Here is an 18,470-nt window from a genome sequence, read left to right as displayed (position 1 = left end):
CATGTTCATCAAGAAGTGGATGGAAGCAATGGACCACAGCCCACAATTGGAAGCCATCGAACTCGAAACGGCGCCTCACCCCACGGCCAGCATCATCATCCTGCACGGCCTGGGCGCCGATGGCGGCGACTTCATCCCCGTTTGCCGCGAGCTGGACACCACCGGCCTGCCCCCGCTGCGCTACGTGATGCCCAGCGCCCCCGTGATGCCGGTGAGCCTCAATGGCGGCTACGAGATGCGGGCCTGGTACGACATCCTGCCCACCAACGACCTGGCCAGGCGCGAGGACGAAGCCGGCCTGCGCCGCTCGCACCAGGCCATCAGCGCCCTGATCGACCGCGAGGTACAACGTGGCATCGCGCCCGAGCGCATCGTGCTCATGGGCTTTTCTCAGGGCTGCGCCATGGCCTTGATGACCGGGCTGCGTTACCCCCATCGGCTCGCCGGCATCGTGGCCCTGTCGGGCTACCTGCCGCTGCCCGGCACCACCGAGGCCGAGCGCCACGCGGCCAATCAACACACGCCGGTCTTCATGGCGCATGGCAGCCACGACGACGTCGTGCTGATGAGCCGCGGCCAGGCCGCGCAGGCCGAACTGAGCCGCCTGGGTTATGCCGTTCAGTGGCATGACTACGCCATCGAACACGGCATGTGTCTGGATGAAATCAGAGACATCGAAGTGTGGCTGCGAAAGGTGCTCTAGTCCGCGTCAGTCTGGGTTACGCTGCGCGCCTGATCCGAAATCGAGAGCCGCCGAAGAGCCGCACGCCCGCCATGAGCAACGAAGAACACGTACTGGAAAAAAGCGAGACCCTGCCCAATGTGCCCCTGGCCCCCGCGCCTTGGGACATCACGGGCAATGGCTACATCGTGGCGGTCTGGATGCCGCGCGAAGTGATCGACACCAACAGCTTCCTGCCGCCCGATCTGGCCCACACCCACCGCGGCCGCCTGGCCTTGATGATGTTTGTGGACTACCACGAGTCCCCCTGCGGCGCCTACAAGGAGCTGCTCTACATCCCGGGGCCCTTGAGCTTCAGCTCGCAAAGAACCCGCTCGATCACGCGCTGCTTCGTGTCCACCTACGACAGCGTCGTCAACGGCCGGCGCAACTGGGGCATCCCCAAGGACCGGGCAGACTTTCGCATCTACTACGGCAACGACGGCATCGACCGCGTGCGTGTGCAGCACCAGGGCCACCCCTTCGCCGAGTTTGCATTCCAGGAGAAAGGCCCGTCCACGCCCTTCAATGCCGCCCTGATTCCGCGCTTCCTGCGCACCTTCGGGCAGCATTGGGAAGGGCATGAGTACGTCTACACGCCCAGCGCCACCGGCCACGTGCAATGGGCCACCTTGCTGGAATCGCAGTTCGATGCGGCCTACTTCCCTGATCTGTCGCGCGGCAAGGTGCTGGCCGTCATCAAGGCCCGGGACTTCAACATGCGCTTCCAGCCGGCCACCATCACTCGGATTGCCGCGCCTTTTCCAGGACAAATTCGATGAAAGTGGACGCCGCCCGCGTGTGGTGGCGGTTGGGCATGTAGAGCATCACCATGCGGGTGCCGAAGATGCTGAGCTTCCAGTCGTCCAGCGTGGTCAGCACCTCGCCCGCGGCCACGGCATCGTGGACCACGTAATCCGGCACCAGGCCCAGGCCCAGGCCAGCCAGGATGGCCTCGCGCAGGAAGGCAAAGTTCTCTGAGGTGAGCGTGGGCGACAGCGGCACCTCGTGGCGCTCACCGTGCAGGTAGGCCGACAGCCGCAGCTGCCGCCCCACCACCCCGGAGGTGATCACGGGCAGCTTGTCCAGGTCTTCCAGTTGCGCAGGCAGGCCATGCGCCTGGGCATAGGCCTTGGAGGCACAGGCCACATAACGCACCGGGCCCATGTCGCGGGCCACCAGGTTGTCGGGCGGGTCGGACATCACACGCACGGCGATGTCCACCTCGTCGCGCAGCAGGTCGACCACGCGGTTTTCAAACGCCACATCCAGCACGATGCCCGGGTAGGCGCGCTTGAAATCGATCAACCAGGGCGACATCACCATCTGCCCATAACCACTGGGCACACTCAGGCGCACCCGGCCTTGCAGGCTCTGGCCCAGGGTGGCCACGGATTCGTGCGCGGCGGCCAACTCGTTGCGGATCTTGCGCCCATGCTCGTACAGCTGCAGCCCGATTTCGGTGGGCTCGATGCGGCGCGTGGTGCGGCGCACCAGTTGCTGGCCCACCGCCCGCTCGAAGGTGCCCAGGTGGTAGCTGACGTTGGCGCGGCTCATCTTGAGCCGGCGCGCGGCCTCACTGAGGTTGCCCGCGTCCAGGATCTCGACCAGCAGGGACAGCGATTGCAGGTCCATCTCTGATGACACTCACATGCAATACAGGGGCGGCTGGCGCCCATCCACCAAGGCGCGGCCTTACTTCTTCTTGCTGCGCTCGGGCACCACGGTGACCTTGGTGGGCATCACGGCCCCCGCCGACACGGGTTTGGACGGCGATTGGTCCTTCTTGGGCTTCTTCGCTTCCTTGCTGTTGCGTTGACCTTTGGGCATGTTTGACTCCACGAGATTGTTCAAAATGATTTGACAGTCTGTCAACGGTAACAGGGATTGTCAAGCCCAAACGCTTCTCGAACAATGCATGTTCCACGCTGGGCCCTCGTCCGGCGCGCGCCAGAGGAGAGCACCATGGACAACGACCACCCACCCGTTCAGCTGACGGTTCAAAACCACATCGCCCTGGTCGTGATCGACAACCCGCCCGTCAACGCCTTGGGTGTGGCGGTGCGGCGCGGTCTGCAGCAGGCCATCGAGCAGGCCCAGGCCGATGCCAACGTGCACGCCGTGCTGATCGTGGGCAAAGGCAAGGCCTTCATCGCCGGCGCCGACATCCGCGAATTCGGCCTGCCGCCCCAGGCGCCCGCCTTGCCCGACGTGTGCAACGCGATCGAGGCCTGTACCAAGCCCGTGGTCGCCGCCATCCATGGCCCTGCGTTGGGCGGTGGGCTGGAGGTGGCCATGTCCGCGCACTACCGCGTGGCCACGGCCAGTGCCAAGCTGGGCCTGCCCGAAGTGCAATTGGGCCTCTTGCCCGGCGCTGGCGGCACGCAACGTGCCCCGCGCCTGGTGGGCGCCCAGGCCGCGCTGGACATGATGCTCAGCGGCCGCCATGTTGGCGCACAGGAAGCCCTGCGCATGGGCCTGATCGACCACGTGGCCACCAGCGACGACGTGCAGGCCGAAGGCATGGCCTATGTGCGCCACGTGCTCAGCGAAGGCGGGGCCGTGCGCCGCACGCGTGACCAGACCGAGGCCCTGGCCGACCAGGTCAAGCAACAAGTCGCCATCGATGCTGCCCGCGCGGACGTGGCCAAAAAGCGTGGTCTGTTCTCACCCGCCAAGATCGTGGACTGCGTGCAGGCCGCGCTGGACGGGTCGTTCGAAGGCGGCCTGCACACCGAGCGTGCCCTGTTTGAACAATGCCTGGCCAGCCCGCAACGCGCCGGCCTGATCCACAGCTTCTTTGCCGAACGCGAGGTGCTCAAGGCACCTGAGACGAAGGTTGCGAAGCCCCGTTCGATCAAGGAAGTGGGCGTGATCGGCGGCGGCACCATGGGTGCGGGCATCGCCGTGGCCATGCTGGATGCGGGCCTGCAAGTGACCATGCTGGAGCGCGATGAAACGGCCCTGGCCCAAGGCATCACCCGCGTTGAAAAGGTGTACGACGGCCTGATCGCCAAGAAGCGCCTCACCGCCGAAGGCAAGGCCGCCATCATGGCCCGCCTGACGGGCGCCACCGACTACAGCGCCCTGGCCCAGGCCGACCTGGTGGTCGAAGCGGTGTTTGAAGACATGGCCGTCAAGCACGCCGTGTTCAAGCAACTTGATGCCGTCTGCAAACCTGGCGCCGTGCTGGCCACCAACACCTCCTACCTGGACATCAACGAGATCGCCAACGCCATCTTCCGCCCGCAGGACGTGATCGGCCTGCACTTCTTCTCGCCGGCCAACATCATGAAGCTGCTGGAGATCGTGGTGCCCGCCAAGGTCAGTGCCGATGTGGTGGCCACCGGCTTCGAGCTGGCGCGCCTGCTTAAGAAAGTGCCCGTGCGCGCCGGTGTGTGCGACGGCTTCATCGGCAACCGCATCCTGGCCACCTACCGCACCGCCGCCGACCACATGATGGAAGACGGCGCCTCGCCGTATGAGATCGACCAGATGGCACGCGCCTTCGGCTACCCCATGGGCCCTTATGAAGTGAGCGACCTGGCTGGTGGCGACATTGGCTGGGCCACGCGCAAGCGCCGCGCCGCCACACGCGACCCCAAAGCCCGATACGTCCACATCGCCGACAATCTGTGCGAGCGTGGCTGGTTCGGCCAGAAGACCGGCCGCGGCTACTACCTCTACCCCAACGGCGCCCGCAACGGCACGCCCGACCCCGAGGTGCTGGCCATCGTGGCCGAGGAGCGCGCCAAGGCCGGGATCACGCCAAGGTCATTCACCGCCGAGGAGTTGCAGCGCCGTTACCTCGCGGCCATGATCAACGAAGGCGCCAAGGTGGTGGAAGAAGGCATTGCCCTGCGCCCGCTCGATGTGGACGTGACCCTGGTGCACGGCTACGGCTTCCCGCGCTGGCTCGGTGGCCCCATGAAGTACGCCGACATGGTCGGCCTGCCGCAAGTGCTGGGTGACATCCACACCTTTGCCCTGGATGACCCGCTGTTCTGGCAGCCCGCCGCCCTGCTGGTCAGGCTCGTGGAAGAAGGCCGGGATTTCGAGAGCCTGAACAAGGCCTGACACCCATATAGCTGAGGAGACCCACCATGCGTGAAGCCGTCATCGTGTCCACCGCCCGCACCCCGCTGACCAAGTCGCATCGGGGCGAGCTCAACATCACGCCGGGCCCGACCCTGGCGTCCTTTGCGGTCAAGGCCGCCGTGCAGCGCGCCGGCATCGACCCGGCGATGATCGAAGACGCCATCCTGGGCTGCGGCTACCCCGAAGGCACCACGGGCCGCAACATCGCGCGCCAGGCCATCATCCGCAGCGAGTTGCCCATCAGCATCGCGGGCACCACGGTCAACCGCTTCTGCGCATCGGGCCTGCAGGCCATTGCCATGGCCGCCAGCCGCATCATCGTGGACGGCGCCCCGGCCATGATCGCCGGCGGGGTGGAAAGCATCTCGGGCATCAAGACACGTGAAGACGGTGACTCGGGCATGGACCCCTGGATCGTCGAGCGCAAGCCCGCGCTGTACATGGCCATGATCGAGACGGCCGACATCGTGGCCAAACGCTACAACATCAGCCGCGAAGCACAAGACCGCTTCTCGGCCGAAAGCCAGCGCAAGACCGCCGAGGCCCAAGCGGCCGGCCGCTACAAGGACGAGATCATTGCCATCACGACCACCATGGCCGTGGTCAACAAGGACACCAAGGAAGTCACGCACCAGCAGGCCACGGTGGACCACGACACCTGCAACCGCGCCGGCACCACCTACGAGTCGCTGGCCAAGCTGCCCCCCGTGCGCGGCGCCGACCAGTTCATCACCGCGGGCAATGCTTCGCAGCTGTCAGACGGCGCCTCGGCCTGCGTGCTGATGGAGCGCAAGGAGGCCGAGCGCCTGGGCCTGCAACCCCTGGGTGCCTTCCGCGGCATGGCCGTGCATGGCTGCGAGCCCGATGAAATGGGCATCGGCCCGGTGTTTGCCGTGCCCAAGCTGCTGGCGCGTCATGGCCTGAAGGTCGATGACATCGACCTGTGGGAACTGAATGAAGCCTTTGCCTCGCAAAGCATCTACTGCCAGCAGAAGCTGGGCATCCCCGATGAGCGCTTGAACGTGAACGGTGGCGCCATCTCGATCGGCCACCCCTTCGGCATGACCGGCGCGCGCCTGACCGGCCACGTGCTGCTGGAAGGCCGCCGCCGCAAGGCTCAGAACCCGAACGTGAAATGGGCCGTGGTGACCATGTGCATCGCGGGCGGCATGGGCGCCGCTGGCCTGTTTGAAATCTACTGACCCAAGGGCACGCATCATGGACTTGAGTTTCACCCCCGAAGAACAGGCCTTTCGCGACGAGGTGCAGGCCTTCTTGCGCGACAAGGTGCCCCGGCGCCTGACCGACAAGGTGCGCAACGGCATCCACCTCAGCAAGGCTGAACATGAAGAATGGCACGCCATCCTCAACGCGCAAGGCTGGCTGGCCAACCACTGGCCTCAGGCCTATGGTGGCCCCGGCTGGAGCGCCATCCAGAAGTTCATCTTTGAAAACGAATGCGCCCTGGCCTATTGCCCGCGCACCGTGCCTTTCGGCCTGAACATGCTGGGCCCCGTGCTGATCAAGTACGGCAACGAGCTGCAAAAGCGCCATTGGCTGCCCCGCATCCTCAACGGGCTGGACTGGTGGTGCCAGGGCTACTCCGAGCCGGGCTCCGGCTCGGACCTGGCCTCGGTCAAGACCACGGCCGTGCGCCAGGGTGACCACTACATCGTCAATGGCCAGAAGACCTGGACCACCTTGGGCCACCACGCCAACATGATCTTCTGCCTGGTGCGCACCAACCGCGAAGCCAAGAAGCAGGAGGGCATCAGCTTCCTGCTGATCGACATGGCCACACCGGGCGTGGAAGTGCGCCCCATCATCACGCTCGATGGCGAACACGAGGTCAACGAGGTCTTCTTCACCGATGTGAAAGTGCCGGTCGAGAACCTGGTGGGCGAAGAGAACAAGGGCTGGACCTGTGCCAAGTTCCTGCTGACCTATGAGCGCACCAACATCGCGGGCGTGGGCTTCTCGGTGGCGGCCATGGAGCGCCTCAAGCTGGTGGCTGGCCGCGTGATGAAGAACGGCAAGCCCCTGGCGCAAGACCCGCTGTTTGCCGCACGCATGGCCAAGGTCGAGATCGACCTGGAGAACATGAAGACCACCAACCTGCGCGTGATCGCCGCGGTGGCCGGAGGTGGCGCACCGGGCGCCGAAAGCTCCATGCTCAAGATCAAGGGCACCGAGATCCGCCAGGAGCTGAACGCGCTGATGCGCCGAGCCATGGGGCCTTATGCCCTGCCCTTCGTGCATGAAGCGATGGAAGACGGCTATCAAGGTGAGCCGCTGGGCCAGCCCGAGGCGGCCAGTGCGGCGGCCCAGTACTTCAACAACCGCAAGCTGTCGATCTTCGGTGGCTCCAACGAAATCCAGAAAAACATCATCTCCAAGATGATCCTGGGGTTGTGACATGAACTTTGAACATACCGAAGACCGCCGCATGCTGGCGGACACGCTCAACCGCTATGTGGCCGAGCAGTACAACTTTGAAACCCGCATGGCCATCGTGGCCTCGCCCAAGGGCTTCAGCACGCAACGCTGGGCGACCTTCGCCGAGCTGGGCGTGATCGGCGCCTTGTTCGACGAGGCCCACGGCGGTTATGGCGGCGCCGGCTTTGACATCGCCGTGGTGTTCGAGGCCCTGGGCCGCGGCCTGGTGGTCGAGCCCTTCCTGGCCTCGGCCATCCTGGCGGGCAGCGCCGTGGTGCATGCCGGCAGCGACGAGCAACAAGCCTTGCTGGCCGACCTGATCGACGGCGCCACGGTCGCCACCCTCGCCCATGGCGAGCCCGAATCCCACCACGAACTGGCCCGCGTGCAGACCACCGCCACGCGCACCGCCGAGGGCTGGGTGCTTGATGGCAACAAGGCCGTGGTGCCGGTGGGCGACCAGGCGCAGGTGTTGATCGTGTCGGCACGCACCTCAGGCCAGGTCAACGATGACCAAGGCATCTCCCTGTTCATCGTGCCTGCTGACGTGGCCGGTCTGAGCCAACGTGGCTACCCCACCATCGATGGCGGCCGCGCAGCCGAGGTGCACCTCAAGCAGGTCAAGCTGCCAGCGGGCGCACTGCTGGGTGCAGAAGGCCAGGGCCTGGCCACGCTGGAGCACGCCATCGGGCGTGGCGTGCTGGCCCTGTGCGCCGAATCGCTGGGCGCGATGGAAGTGGCCAAACAAGCCACCATCGAGTACCTGCAGACACGCAAGCAGTTCGGTGTGCCCATTGGCAGCTTCCAGGCCCTGCAGCACCGCATGGCCGACCTGCTGCTGGAGATCGAACAGGCCCGCTCGGCGGTGATCAATGCCGCAGCGGCCCTGGACAGCACAGACCGCATCACGCGTGAACGCGCCCTGTCGGCCGCCAAGTACAGCATCGGCCGCATCGGCACGCTGGTAGCCGAAGAATGCATCCAGCTGCATGGTGGCATCGGCATGACCTGGGAGCTGCCCCTGTCGCACTACGCCAAACGCCTGGTGATGATCGACCACCAACTGGGTGACGAAGACCACCACCTGGCGCGCTACATCGCGCTGGGTCAGGCCTGAGCCCGGCACAGTACAAGGCACCAGGTACGAGGCACACTACAGCCCATGTCTGACCACCACCTTGCACCTCACTTTGCACACTGGCCGCCCGGCGTCCCGCGGCACCTGGACTTGCCCGCCACGCACCTCTTCCACAATGTCGAGGTGTCGGCGCAGCGCGTACCGCACAAGCCCTACCTGATCTTCTACGACACGCCCATCAGCTACGCGCGCTTCAAGGACGAGAGCGAGCGCCTGGCCGGCTACCTGCAGCAGGCTTGCGGCGTGAAGAAGGGCGACCGGGTGCTGCTCTACATGCAGAACAGCCCGCAGTTCGTGCTGGCCTACTACGCCATCCTGCGGGCCGATGCGGTGGTGGTACCGGTCAACCCCATGAACCTGAGCGAGGAGCTGCGGCACTATGTGAGCGACGCGCAAGCACAGGTCGCTTTCGTGTCGCAAGAGCTGTATGCGCCAATCCAGCCGCTGCTGAATGAGGGCAGGCAAAGCGGGCACGGCCTGCAGCACGCCATCGTGGCCACCTACAGCGACTACCTGGAGGCCGCCACCGACCTGCGCGTGCCCGACTTCATCGCCGCCCCGCGCCAGCCCCTGCATGACGACGGCGCCACGGCATGGGCCGACGCCCTGCACAGCGGCCACCAGCCCGGCCCCATGCTGGCCGGCCCGGATGACCTGGCCGTGCTGCCCTATACCTCAGGCACCACCAGCCACCCCAAGGGCTGCATGCACACGCACCGCAGCGTCATGTACAACGTGGTGGCCCGCGGTGTGTGGCTCAAGAGCTCGCCCGATGGCGTGCAACTGGCCGTGCTGCCCTTCTTCCATGTGACGGGCATGCAAAACGCCATGAACGGCACGCTCTACCTGGGCGCCACCGCCGTGCTGCTGCCCCGCTGGGACCGCGATGTGGCCCTGCAATGCATCGCGCGCTACAAGGTCACCGGCGCCCAGATGATCTCCACCATGGTGGTGGACATGCTCAGCCACCCCCACATCAACGAATTCGATCTGAGCAGCCTCACCAGCATCGGCGGGGGCGGCGCGGCCATGCCCGAAGCCATCGCCGCCAAGCTGAAGGCGCTCACGGGCCTGGATTACATCGAAGGCTATGGCATGTCCGAGACCATGGCGGCCACGCATGTGAACCCCACGCAGCGGCCCATGAAGCAGTGCCTGGGCATCCCCATCTTCGATGTGGACGCGCGCGTGGTGGACCCGCTCACCTTTGAAGAACTGCCCGCCAACGAGGTGGGCGAGATCATCGTCAACGGCCCGCAGGTGATGCAGGGCTACTGGCGCAACCCGCAGGCCGACGCCGACACCTTTGTCGAGCGCGATGGCAAGCGCTTCCTGCGCACGGGCGACCTGGCCCGCGTGGACGAGCACGGCTACTTCTTCATGGTGGACCGCCTCAAGCGCATGATCAACGCCTCGGGCTTCAAGGTCTGGCCTGCCGAGGTCGAAGCCTTGATGTACCACCACCCCGCCATCCAGGAGGTCTGCGTGATCGCCTCGCCTGATGCCAAGCGAGGCGAGACCGTCAAGGCCGTGGTCGTGCTCAAGCCCGATCAACGCGGCCAGGTCAGCGAGCAAAGCATCATCGACTGGGCCCACGGCCACATGGCCGCCTACAAAGCCCCCCGCATCGTGCAGTTCACCGAGGCCCTACCCCGCTCGGGCACGGGCAAGATCCAGTGGCGAGCATTGCAGGACCAAGAACGCGCGCCGGACACGCGCACCGCAGAGACCGCCCCACATTGACAGACAGGACACACACCATGAGCACCCCACAAGCCTCTTTCAACTGGGCCGACCCCCTGCTGCTGGACGACCAGCTCACGCAGGAAGAACGCATGATCAAGGATGCGGCCCGCAACTACGCGCAAGACAAGCTGCAGCCCCGCGTGACCGAGGCCTTCCGCAAGGAACAGACGGATCCGGCCATCTTCCGCGAGATGGGCGAGCTGGGCCTGCTGGGCGCCACCATCCCCACCGAGTACGGCGGCGCCGGCCTGAACTACGTGAGCTATGGCCTGATCGCGCGTGAAGTGGAGCGTGTGGATTCGGGCTACCGCTCGATGATGAGCGTGCAGTCCTCGCTGGTCATGGTGCCCATCAACGAGTTCGGCAACGAGGCCACCAAACGCAAGTATCTGCCCAAGCTGGCCAGTGGCGAGTACATCGGCTGCTTTGGCCTGACCGAGCCCAACCACGGCTCTGACCCGGCCGGCATGATCACGCGCGCCACCAAGGTGGATGGCGGCTACACCTTGCGCGGCAGCAAGATGTGGATCAGCAACTCGCCCATTGCCGATGTGTTCGTGGTCTGGGCCAAGCTCAATGAAGATGGCAAGGACCACATCCGCGGCTTCGTGATGGAGAAAGGCTTCAAGGGCCTGAGCGCGCCGGCCATCCACGGCAAGGTGGGTCTGCGTGCCTCCATCACCGGCGAGATCGTGATGGACGATGTGTTCGTGCCCGAAGAGAACGCCTTCCCTGAAGTGCGCGGCCTGAAAGGCCCCTTCACCTGCCTGAACTCGGCGCGCTACGGCATCTCGTGGGGCGCGATGGGCGCAGCTGAAGACTGCTGGTTCCGCGCCCGCCAGTACACACTGGACCGCCAGCAGTTCGGCCGCCCGCTGGCTGCCAACCAGCTCATCCAGAAGAAGCTGGCCGACATGCAGACCGAGATCGCGCTGGGCCTGCAAGGCAGCCTGCGCCTGGGCCGCTTGAAGGACGAGGGCAAAGCCGCGGTCGAGATCACCTCGATCATGAAGCGCAACAACTGCGGCAAGGCCCTGGACATCGCCCGCCTGGCACGGGACATGATGGGTGGCAACGGCATCAGCGACGAGTTCGGCGTGGCGCGCCACCTGGTCAACCTCGAAGTGGTCAACACCTATGAGGGCACGCACGATGTGCATGCGCTGATCCTGGGGCGTGCGCAGACGGGCATCCAGGCCTTCTTCTGAGCGCGGTGCGTGGCTGAAGACGCGGCAGCAAGCTGGCTCATCCACTGCGATGGCAGCGCCCTGCCCAATCCGGGCCGCATGGGCCTGGGCGCCCTCCTCATTGCCCCGGATGGCAGCCGGCACACGCTGTCCATGGCCACGCACACCACGGGCTGCAACAACGAGGCGGAGCTGCGCGCCCTGATCGCGGCGCTGCAGACCTTGCAACAGCACGGTGCCCGTTCGCTGCTGGTCCGCAGCGACAGCAGCATCCTGGTTGAACAACTCGACGGCGTGAAGCCAGCCAAACCCATTGCGCGCTTGAGCGCCTTGTTTGACGAGGCCCGCGCCCTGCTGCAGTCGTTCGAGCAGGCCCGCCTGCAATGGATACCGCAGCACCGCAATGGCGAGGCGGATGCGCTGGCGCGTGCTGCACTAGGCCTGGCGCCGCGGGCCTTGGCCAAGCCTGGCCGCAGGGCCCGCTGATCAGCCCGGCGCCACCCATTTCACCGTGGCAGCGCCCCCTTCACCCGCCCACGCCCGCAGTGCGCCTTCAAGCACTGCCGCACAGCGTCGAGATTGACGCCGGTCTTGCGCAGCCGCTCCTCCAGCTCGCGCGACAGCACACGCTCACTCAACAAGCAGCCCAACAGATCGCAGCAGCACGTGCGACCGGCTCCACCGCCGTCGTCTGGCCTTGGCGGCGGTGTATCGCCACCGGCCCACACCGCGCCCACCGCCAGCTCCTCACGCGTGAAGGCCTGCCCGCGGAAGGTCGCGCCCTCGGCAATGACGCGCATGCGGTAGATGCCCGCCTGCTGTGCGGTCAGTGCGGCGGTGAACACGCCCGGTGCGCTCTCGGTCAGGTCGATGAGGCCTTGGCTACCGTCCGGGTACCCGAGCTCGGCGTGCACCTGGGCCCGATGCGCCACTGGCAAGCCGTACTCGCTGAGCACCGCGCGCAGGTACAGCGTCGAGCCCGGCACAAAGCCGCTCTGGCTCAAGCCCAGTTTCATGCGCAGGTTGGAGAAGGCGTGCACGCTCAGGCAGTACTTGGCACCATGGCTGCGCAGCGTCTGCAGCGAGCCATTCGCCGCGCCGGCCACCTCGCCGGAATCCAGCTTCTTGATCACGTCGCGGTCGAGCTCCAGCACCGCGTGCCAGGTGCCCGCCTGAACTTTTTGCGATTGGAAGGCAAGCGGCAAGCCGAAACTCACGGTGCGCACCGCCTGCGCCGTATCGAAGTGCACCCCAAAGGCAGCGGCATTGCCCGGGTCGATCAACTTGCCATCGGGCGTCTCCACCGCCAGGCGCACGATCGGCAACTCGGTGAGCAGGATCACGCGGCAGTTGATGTCAGCCTCGTTGAGCACGAAGGGGATGCGCACACGGCTGCCGATGCCCACGTAGCCCACCGGGTCCTTCACGATGCTGGTGTTGGTGACGCCAGCCAGGATCTGCAGGAAGAACTTGCGCAGGCGGAACTGATCGTCCAGGCTCGCCGACAGCAAGCCCGACAACAACAGGGTGCCGCCGGTGCCGCCAGCCAGCGCGTTGAGTGCCGCGGTGTTCACCTGCGCCTCATTGCCCAGGCCAATGGCGAAGGTGCGGTCGTCGATCAGGCCCACCACGTCCGAGATCCACTTCGGGGTGTTCTCCAGGCCATCCGTCAGCAAAAGAAGGGCCTTGCGGTCGTAGCTGCCGACCGGCAGGGCGGCGAGTTGGTTATGCCCCATCTCCAGCCCGTCACCGACCGAGGTGCTGCCATGCGCGCCGTGTGCGGCAATCACGCCCTGCGCTGCCAGGCGCGTTGCGTCACCGAAGCCGTCTGACATCACCTTGGTGATCGGCATGCCGCCGTAGGTGGGGTCATTGGGAGGGTAGGCGTCCTGGTCGAAGCGGATGATGCCAATGCCGTTGCTCTTCTGGATCAGCGTTGCGAACAGGCTCGCCGCGTCTTTCAACACCTGCAGGCGCGTGCTGCCGCTCGTGCCGGCTGGATCGCCCATGCTGCCCGACTGGTCCAGCGCCATCTGCACCGCCACGGTTGGCCGGTGGATGGTGTTGGCGCGCAGCTCGAACTCGAACTCCTGGCCGTTCTCGTCGCACTTGACGATGGTGTTGACGGGGCCCAGCGTCTGCGGTGCCGTGCCAACCGCGTTGGCGGTGAACTGGAACCACAGCTGCACGTCACGGAAGGCCGTGGTGCTCTCATGCGAGGTCACCGCCCCCATCGCGACGCCAAAGGGCGCCCCCGGCTCTGTGCCCGGTTTGACGCGCAAGGTCACGTCACCACAGGCGCGCACACGCACAACGGCGGGCCGCCAGGTGGTTTCTTCCTCGGGCACATCGTTGAAAATCACCTGGTAGCGCGAGGTGGCGCCGTTCAGCGGGTTCTCGACCTCCAGCACCTGGAAGCTGCTGGCGTTGGTGTCGTAGCACGGTGGCGTCACGACCGACACATCGGTGTAGGTGATGACCGCGCGCTTGGTGGGGTCGGAGGCCCAGGGCTCCAGCCCCGTGCCACCGGCCCAAGGCTCGACATGCTCGGTGGCCAGCGTCGTGATGTCCGAGGCCGACAAGCCTGCATAGGCCGTGGCCGGGAGCAGGCGGTCGGGGTGTGCGGGGTCTGTCTGCCACTGGGACCACAGGCGGTCGAGGTTGGCATGCAGCAGGAAGACGAACGGGTCGTGGAACGAATAGTGCGCGTCCGAGATCGTGCCGCCAATGTAGGAGTGCGCCACGTTGTCATGCGCAGATTTCAAAGCAGCGGCGAAGCTTGCGAAATCACCATGACCGAGGATCGATGCATCGCTGCTGATCGCTGGCGTACCGTCGGAATTGGCCGCGGAGCCGGCCACGTCTCGCCAGATTTTGGTGTGGCCGTTGCCAAGCTCGGCATCCTCGCTGGACTCGAAGTCATTGAGCAGATGCCCCGCATCGCCGCTGGCATTGCCCATGAACTGCGCCGTGAACAGCGCGGTGCGGCCGCCTGCGGTGGCGCGTGGGTCGGTGGTCCAGTCCCAGTAGTGCAGCGACAGTGCCGGGTCGACCTCGCGAAGCAGCGCCTCGAGCCGGTTGACGATCACGCGGTGCCATGGCACGAACGCTGGCCCGGAGTGCACGTTCACCCCGTTGAAGTGGGCGTTCTTGTGGATGTCTTCCTGCTTGTCCCAGTACGAGACGCCATCGGGGAAAAACTTGGTGGTGTCGATCTTGACGATCGCGTTGATGAAGCGATCACGCTCAAGGTCAGAGACCTTGGCGATATCGCGCCGGATGCCGTCGCCCAATGCCATGATGAAACTCCTCGTGAAACTGACCATGCGCCGCAGATTCGCGGCACGGCTTCAATGTAGGAAGCGGGCACGGATGGCGCTTCCCATGACTTAGGGGTAAAGCGCCAGGCTTCTAGGGAGGCAGAGGGCGGTCAGCTGATGTCGATGGCCCTCCCGGGTGGCCGGGTTGCCTTCTTGAAAAATCGCTTGACTCTCCCTCCGTGGGAAGGTTTAAGCTTTCCTGGCCTCACCCAAAAGCCCCCTACTTCAATCAAGGAAACCCACATGAACACCACCCGCTTGCTGTCCACCGCAACCGCCATCGCCTGCCTGGCCGCATCGCAAATGGCTTGGGCCGTGACAGCCGAAGAGCACGCCAGCCACCATCCGGATCAAGCGGGCTCGGCACCCAAGGCTGCAGCCGTCAAAGCCACCACGGTCAAGAAGGCCAAGCCGGCCCCCTCATCCAAAGCCAGCCCGGCCACAGACGCGCAGATGCCTCAAGACATGGACAAACAGATGAAGGCCATGCAAGAGATGCATGACAAGATGGCGAACGCCAAAACACCGGAAGAGCGCCGTGCGCTGATGGACGAACAGATGAAGCTCATGCAGGACGGCATGGGTGCAATGAACCAGATGATGCAAGGTGGCATGGGCATGATGGGCGGGGCCAAGGCCGCAACGCCCGCAGCCTCGTCCGCATCGGGTATGTCCATGGGCATGGGTGGCATGGGCATGATGGGCGGCGGCAAGTCGGACATGCACCAGCATCACGACATGATGATGAAGCGCATGGACATGATGCAAATGATGATGCAGATGATGGTTGACCGCGCCGCTGCCGACAGCACGAAGTAATCCAGCAGCGGCCCACCATGCCCACCCACGAGCACACCCATCACCACACCGATGCCGGGCCGCACGCCCACCATCACCCCGGTGGGGCGGGCATGCACACCGCACCCGCAGGCACCATCTACACCTGCCCGATGCACCCGCAGATTCGGCAGGACCACCCTGGCAACTGCCCCATCTGCGGCATGACGCTGGAGCCACTGCTGCCCACGGCCACAGCCGAAGAAGAGAGCCCCGAGTTGCGCACCATGACGCAACGCTTCTGGTTCGCACTGGTCTTCAGCGTGCCGCTCTTGCTGATGGCCATGCACGAGTTCTTCCCCTTTGATCTCTCGGCCTGGGTGGACGAGGCCATCGGTGGGCTGGCCGATCGCTTCGCCTGGCCGCATTGGCTGCAAGTGAGCTGGTCTCAGTGTGTGCAGGCCCTGCTGGCGACGCCCGTGGTGCTGTGGGCCGGCTGGCCCTTCTTCGAGCGCGGTTGGCGCTCCTTCGTCACCTGGCAGTTGAACATGTTCAGCCTGATCGGGCTGGGTGTGGCCGCATCGTATGGCTTCAGCCTCTACGCGATCTTGCTGCCACAGACCTTGCCTCAGGCCTTCCTGACCGAGCATGGCCTGCCCCTGTATTTTGAAGCGGCCGCCGTGATCGTGACCCTGGTCCTGCTGGGCCAGGTACTGGAGTTGCGTGCCCGCTCCCGCACCAACAGCGCCATCAAGGATCTGCTGGGCCTGGCGGCCAACACGGCGATCCGGGTGGCGGCAGATGGCCATGAAGCCGAGGTGCCGCTCGACCAGGTGGTGGTGGGCGACACCTTGCGTGTCAAACCAGGCAGCAAGGTGCCGGTCGACGGTGTCGTGCTGGAGGGCCAGTCCAGCGTGGACGAGTCGATGATCACGGGTGAGCCCATCCCCAGCGAGAAGACACCGGGCAGCAAGGTCACAGGCGCCACGGTCAACCAGACCGGCGCCTTCACCATGCGGGCCGAACGCGTGGGTGCCGAGACCCTGCTGGCCCGCATCGTGCAGATGGTGGCCGAGGCCGGGCGCAGCCGTGCCCCGATCCAGAAGCTGGCCGATCAGGTATCGGGCTGGTTCGTGCTGTCTGTGCTGGGCATCGCGGCATTGGCCGCCGCGGTGTGGGCCGTGTGGGGGCCGGCGCCCGCATTGGCCAACGCCATGCTGGTGGCCGTGTCGGTGCTGATCATCGCCTGCCCTTGTGCGCTGGGCCTGGCCACCCCTGTGTCCATCATTGTGGGCGTGGGGCGCGGTGCCAAGGAGGGCGTGCTCATCAAGGACGCAGAAGCCCTGGAATTGATGGAGAAGGTGGACACCCTGGTCGTCGACAAGACTGGCACGCTCACCGAAGGCAAGCCCACCGTGCAGACGGTGGTGGCGGCCAATGGCTTTGACGCCCAACAGGTGCTGGCCTGGGCGGCCAGCCTGGAGCAGCTCAGCGAACACCCGCTGGCCACCGCCATCGTGGGCAAAGCCCAGGCCGATGGCCTGACGCTGGCCAACGTAGCGGGATTCGATGCGGTCACCGGCCAGGGGGTGCGCGGCAGCATCGATGGCCAGCCCATCTTGTTGGGCAACGACCGCCTGATGCAGGCCGCGCAGATCGACCTATCGGCCAGTCACGCAGCGGTTGAGGGGCTGCGCGAGCAAGGCCAGACGGTGATGTTCCTGGCCGTGGGCTCACGCCTAGCGGGCTATGTGGGCGTGGCCGATGCCATCAAGGCCTCCACGCCCGAGGCCATCCGCCTGCTCAAGGCGTCTGGCATGCGCCTGGTCATGCTGACGGGCGACAACCCCGTCACGGCCGCCGCGGTGGGCAAGCGCTTGGGGCTGGACGAGGTCAAGGCCGGTGTGATGCCGGAGGACAAATACAAACACGTCAAAGCCCTGCAGGACCAGGGCCGCATCGTGGCCATGGCCGGCGATGGCGTGAACGATGCGCCCGCCCTGGCGCAAGCCAACGTGGGCATCGCCATGGGCACGGGCACCGACGTGGCCATGAGCAGCGCACGCATCGTGCTGGTCAAGGGCGACCTGCGCGGCATCGCCAAGGCGCGGGAGTTGAGCCAGGCGACCATGCGCAACATCAGGCAGAACCTGTTCTTTGCCTTTGTGTACAACTTCCTGGGCGTGCCGCTGGCTGCGGGCGTGCTCTACCCCTGGCTGGGCTTGTTGTTGAGCCCCATGGTGGCCAGCGGCGCCATGGCCTTGAGTTCGGTATCCGTCATTGGCAACGCCTTGCGCTTGCGCACGATCAGGGTCTGAACAAGGGCTGGCTCAGGCCCAGAAACAGCGCTTCAATCTCACTGGGCTTTTGCGGCCGATTGGATTCAAGCCACCAGACGAGCAACTGAAACAAGGCGCCGCCCAGATAGTGGGCCGATGCCTGGGTCTTCCACGAACGCCGGTCACCCAGCAGGCGCTCCTCGGACACCATCTCCACCAGGAGCTCGCGAAACCGGTCTTGCACGAAATGGCCTGAGCGTCGGCCCAGCATGGCGCGAAAGACTTGCTGCTGCTCGTGCACGTGGTTGATCAGCGCCCCCACAAACGCCAGGCTGCCAGCTTGCGCAGCGCCCAGAGACTGGGCTTGCTCGCGCAAGGCTGAGCGCAGGTCGCCAAAGCTGCCCTTGAGCAAAGCCTCCTTGTTGGGGAAATGCAGGTAGAAGGTCGAGCGCCCGATGTTGGCGCGCTCGCACAGGCCCTGAATATCGATGTCATCCCAACCGCGCTCAACGAGCAGGGCCAAAAGCGCATTGCGCAAGGCCTCTCTGGTGCGCAACACACGCCGGTCAACACGGGCCTGGTCGGCATTGCCAGACGGTTCAGTCATCACGCCACTCCTGGACAAAACGGTGCGCCTCGTCCAGTTCTGGACAAAACACCGGTGAACGATCTTTCTGCTCGCAAGGCCATCGCCAATGATCACGGGCATCGCGCTCATTATTGGACACCGCGTCCATGACTGGAGCCCCCCAACTCACCAAACCACAG

Annotated in this window: 15 protein-coding genes; 11 read left to right on the top strand and 4 right to left on the bottom strand. The window is 65.4% G+C overall.

The features are described from left to right. The first annotated feature begins 1 nt into the window (after position 1). Both HY019_RS09700 and HY019_RS09695 read left to right on the top strand, forming a co-directional pair. On the top strand, positions 2-703 hold the full coding sequence (locus HY019_RS09700) for an alpha/beta fold hydrolase (RefSeq protein WP_290691271.1): 702 nt from the start codon (positions 2-4) through the stop codon (positions 701-703). A 71-nt stretch (positions 704-774) separates the two neighbouring features. Next, positions 775-1,503, top strand: coding sequence for a hypothetical protein (locus HY019_RS09695; protein ID WP_290691269.1), 729 nt, complete (start codon positions 775-777; stop codon positions 1,501-1,503). Here HY019_RS09695 and HY019_RS09690 read toward each other — a convergent pair. Both HY019_RS09690 and HY019_RS09685 read right to left on the bottom strand, forming a co-directional pair. Continuing rightward, positions 1,463-2,356: a LysR family transcriptional regulator gene (locus tag HY019_RS09690; protein WP_290691267.1), complete on the bottom strand. Its 894-nt coding sequence runs from the start codon at positions 2,354-2,356 to the stop codon at positions 1,463-1,465. The two genes, HY019_RS09695 and HY019_RS09690, sit on opposite strands and share 41 nt — an antisense overlap. Before the next feature lie 60 nt (positions 2,357-2,416). Further along, a complete protein-coding gene (locus HY019_RS09685; protein ID WP_290691264.1) occupies positions 2,417-2,551 on the bottom strand; it encodes a hypothetical protein in 135 nt (44 codons plus the stop codon). 135 nt (positions 2,552-2,686) lie between these two features. Between HY019_RS09685 and HY019_RS09680 the strand changes: the two genes are divergently transcribed. The 7 genes from HY019_RS09680 to HY019_RS09650 are packed head-to-tail and all read left to right on the top strand — an operon-like array spanning position 2,687 to position 11,812. Beyond that, positions 2,687-4,798, top strand: a complete 2,112-nt coding sequence (locus HY019_RS09680; protein ID WP_290691260.1) for a 3-hydroxyacyl-CoA dehydrogenase NAD-binding domain-containing protein — start codon at positions 2,687-2,689, stop codon at positions 4,796-4,798. A 26-nt stretch (positions 4,799-4,824) separates the two neighbouring features. Beyond that, a complete protein-coding gene (locus HY019_RS09675; protein WP_290691258.1) occupies positions 4,825-6,021 on the top strand; it encodes an acetyl-CoA C-acyltransferase in 1,197 nt (398 codons plus the stop codon). Between the two features lie 16 nt (positions 6,022-6,037). Continuing rightward, complete coding sequence (locus HY019_RS09670; protein ID WP_290691255.1) at positions 6,038-7,234, top strand: acyl-CoA dehydrogenase family protein; 1,197 nt, start codon at positions 6,038-6,040, stop codon at positions 7,232-7,234. Between the two features lies 1 nt (position 7,235). Then, positions 7,236-8,372 (top strand): acyl-CoA dehydrogenase family protein, encoded by a 1,137-nt coding sequence (locus HY019_RS09665; protein WP_290691252.1) that lies wholly within the window; start codon positions 7,236-7,238, stop codon positions 8,370-8,372. A gap of 45 nt (positions 8,373-8,417) precedes the next feature. After that, positions 8,418-10,136, top strand: a complete 1,719-nt coding sequence (locus HY019_RS09660) for a long-chain fatty acid--CoA ligase (protein ID WP_290691248.1) — start codon at positions 8,418-8,420, stop codon at positions 10,134-10,136. 17 nt (positions 10,137-10,153) lie between these two features. Continuing rightward, positions 10,154-11,347, top strand: coding sequence for an acyl-CoA dehydrogenase (locus tag HY019_RS09655; RefSeq protein WP_290691245.1), 1,194 nt, complete (start codon positions 10,154-10,156; stop codon positions 11,345-11,347). 9 nt (positions 11,348-11,356) lie between these two features. After that, positions 11,357-11,812: a ribonuclease HI family protein gene (locus HY019_RS09650; RefSeq protein WP_290691243.1), complete on the top strand. Its 456-nt coding sequence runs from the start codon at positions 11,357-11,359 to the stop codon at positions 11,810-11,812. Positions 11,813-11,832: 20 nt separating this feature from the next. Here HY019_RS09650 and HY019_RS09645 read toward each other — a convergent pair whose 3' ends face one another. After that, entirely contained in the window at positions 11,833-14,625 is a 2,793-nt protein-coding gene (locus HY019_RS09645) for a tyrosinase family protein (RefSeq protein WP_290691237.1), read from the bottom strand. A gap of 324 nt (positions 14,626-14,949) precedes the next feature. Here HY019_RS09645 and HY019_RS09640 point away from each other — a divergent pair, with 324 nt between their 5' ends. Together HY019_RS09640 and HY019_RS09635 are read left to right on the top strand one after the other, a co-directional pair. Beyond that, positions 14,950-15,465, top strand: coding sequence for a hypothetical protein (locus HY019_RS09640; protein ID WP_290691460.1), 516 nt, complete (start codon positions 14,950-14,952; stop codon positions 15,463-15,465). Between the two features lie 17 nt (positions 15,466-15,482). Further along, the gene (locus HY019_RS09635) at positions 15,483-17,741 is read left to right on the top strand and encodes a copper-translocating P-type ATPase (RefSeq protein WP_290691229.1); all 2,259 of its coding nucleotides are present in this window, start codon (positions 15,483-15,485) and stop codon (positions 17,739-17,741) included. Here HY019_RS09635 and HY019_RS09630 read toward each other — a convergent pair. Next, on the bottom strand, positions 17,731-18,309 hold the full coding sequence (locus tag HY019_RS09630) for a TetR/AcrR family transcriptional regulator (RefSeq protein ID WP_290691222.1): 579 nt from the start codon (positions 18,307-18,309) through the stop codon (positions 17,731-17,733). The genes HY019_RS09635 and HY019_RS09630 overlap by 11 nt on opposite strands. Between the last annotated feature and the right edge of the window lie 161 nt (positions 18,310-18,470).

It is taken from the genome of Aquabacterium sp. (assembly GCF_016195855.1).
Taxonomy (GTDB): Bacteria; Pseudomonadota; Gammaproteobacteria; order Burkholderiales; family Burkholderiaceae_C; genus Aquabacterium.
Note: the sequence above shows the minus strand (reverse complement) of the source record. Positions and strands in the feature narration are given on the sequence as shown.

Coding starts and splice junctions, on each gene's coding strand:
- HY019_RS09660 (WP_290691248.1), top strand. CDS start 8,418: ATGTCTGACCACCACCTTGCACCTCACTTTGCACACTGGCCGCCCGGC.
- HY019_RS09630 (WP_290691222.1), bottom strand. CDS start 18,309: ATGACTGAACCGTCTGGCAATGCCGACCAGGCCCGTGTTGACCGGCGT.
- HY019_RS09675 (WP_290691258.1), top strand. CDS start 4,825: ATGCGTGAAGCCGTCATCGTGTCCACCGCCCGCACCCCGCTGACCAAG.
- HY019_RS09655 (WP_290691245.1), top strand. CDS start 10,154: ATGAGCACCCCACAAGCCTCTTTCAACTGGGCCGACCCCCTGCTGCTG.
- HY019_RS09645 (WP_290691237.1), bottom strand. CDS start 14,625: ATGGCATTGGGCGACGGCATCCGGCGCGATATCGCCAAGGTCTCTGAC.
- HY019_RS09695 (WP_290691269.1), top strand. CDS start 775: ATGAGCAACGAAGAACACGTACTGGAAAAAAGCGAGACCCTGCCCAAT.
- HY019_RS09680 (WP_290691260.1), top strand. CDS start 2,687: ATGGACAACGACCACCCACCCGTTCAGCTGACGGTTCAAAACCACATC.
- HY019_RS09685 (WP_290691264.1), bottom strand. CDS start 2,551: ATGCCCAAAGGTCAACGCAACAGCAAGGAAGCGAAGAAGCCCAAGAAG.
- HY019_RS09640 (WP_290691460.1), top strand. CDS start 14,950: ATGGCTTGGGCCGTGACAGCCGAAGAGCACGCCAGCCACCATCCGGAT.
- HY019_RS09665 (WP_290691252.1), top strand. CDS start 7,236: ATGAACTTTGAACATACCGAAGACCGCCGCATGCTGGCGGACACGCTC.
- HY019_RS09670 (WP_290691255.1), top strand. CDS start 6,038: ATGGACTTGAGTTTCACCCCCGAAGAACAGGCCTTTCGCGACGAGGTG.
- HY019_RS09700 (WP_290691271.1), top strand. CDS start 2: ATGTTCATCAAGAAGTGGATGGAAGCAATGGACCACAGCCCACAATTG.
- HY019_RS09690 (WP_290691267.1), bottom strand. CDS start 2,356: ATGGACCTGCAATCGCTGTCCCTGCTGGTCGAGATCCTGGACGCGGGC.
- HY019_RS09635 (WP_290691229.1), top strand. CDS start 15,483: ATGCCCACCCACGAGCACACCCATCACCACACCGATGCCGGGCCGCAC.